At 73.2% G+C, this 1,083-nt stretch carries 2 protein-coding genes; one reads left to right on the top strand and one right to left on the bottom strand.

All coding sequences use genetic code 11. From position 1 onward, the window contains the following. On the bottom strand, positions 1-293 hold a 293-nt coding region (locus tag G6020_RS12175; RefSeq protein WP_277815277.1), incomplete at its 3' end, for a CbiX/SirB N-terminal domain-containing protein. 58 nt (positions 294-351) lie between these two features. Between G6020_RS12175 and G6020_RS12170 the strand changes: the two genes are divergently transcribed. After that, a partial coding sequence (locus G6020_RS12170; protein ID WP_182610812.1) for a lysophospholipid acyltransferase family protein occupies positions 352-1,083 on the top strand: 732 nt, incomplete at its 3' end.

Here is a 1,083-nt window from a genome sequence, read left to right as displayed (position 1 = left end):
GGGCCGGGAGCGCGGCCGCACGCGCTGTCGACGTCCTCGGTGACGTGGAACCCGCGGGCGAGGAAGGCGGGCACCACGACCGTGGGCGCCCCGTCGGCGAGGATGCGGTCCGGGCCCGGAGCCTGGACGTCGACCCAGGCCAGCCGGCAGTCCACCCCGTCGATCTTCTTGCGCGTCTCCACCAGGACCCGGCCCAGTTCCCGGCGGCCCGTCGACGACCGGGTCCCGTGTGCCACCAGGAGCAGGCGGGGTCGCTCGGCGACCGGTTCGGCGTGGAGCGCGTTCGTCGTCATCCCCCGAGCATGCCGGATTCCGGATGCGGCGCCCCGATCGCTGGACGAGACTGGGGGGATGGACGCAGGAGCCGGACGTATCGGGCGGACCCTCGGACCGGGTCGGCGGCGCCGGGAACGGCCGGAGGTGACGCTGACCAACTACCAGGCCGTCTACGACTTCTACGGCCCCGGCCGCCGGAGGGACGGCTTCACCCATCCCCTGCTGACCTTCGTGGGGGCGTTGTACGCACCCGAGGTGCGGATCCGGCCCGAGACGGTGACCGAGCTACACCGTCTGCACGACGCCGGCGTGGGGATCATCGTGGCCGCCAACCATCCGTCACACCACGACCCGTTCGTGCTGGCCTCGGCCGTGTACGACAGGCGGGTCCGGTTCCTGGCCTCCGGCACCGGCCTGACCAAGGACCCGCTCTTCCGCGGCCCGCTGCGACCGGTGTTCGAGTACACGGGCACGGTCCCGGTCTTCCGTGCCAAGAACTACGAGGGCACCGAGCGCGCGGTGCACGACGCGGCGGCGGCCCGCCTGATCGGCCTGTGCGTGGACCGCCTGACCGCCGGCGGGGTGGTGTTGACGTTCGTGGAGGGCACCAACTCGTCGGCGGACGACCTGAGGACGCTCCGGCTGGACTCGGTCAAGAAGGGTGTGGGCCAGATGGTCCGCGGGGTCCGCGACACGGGCGGCCGGGTGGCGGTGCTGCCGATCGGGATCGTCTACCGCGGGCGGGAACTCGCCAAGCTGCCCCCGCGCCGCCCGGTCGTGTCCGCCGGACCGCTCGCGCTCTGGGAG

The sequence above is a fragment of the Dietzia sp. B19 genome, assembly GCF_014145155.1.
In the GTDB taxonomy this organism is placed as follows: domain Bacteria; phylum Actinomycetota; class Actinomycetes; order Mycobacteriales; family Mycobacteriaceae; genus Dietzia; species Dietzia natronolimnaea.
Note: the sequence above shows the minus strand (reverse complement) of the source record. Positions and strands in the feature narration are given on the sequence as shown.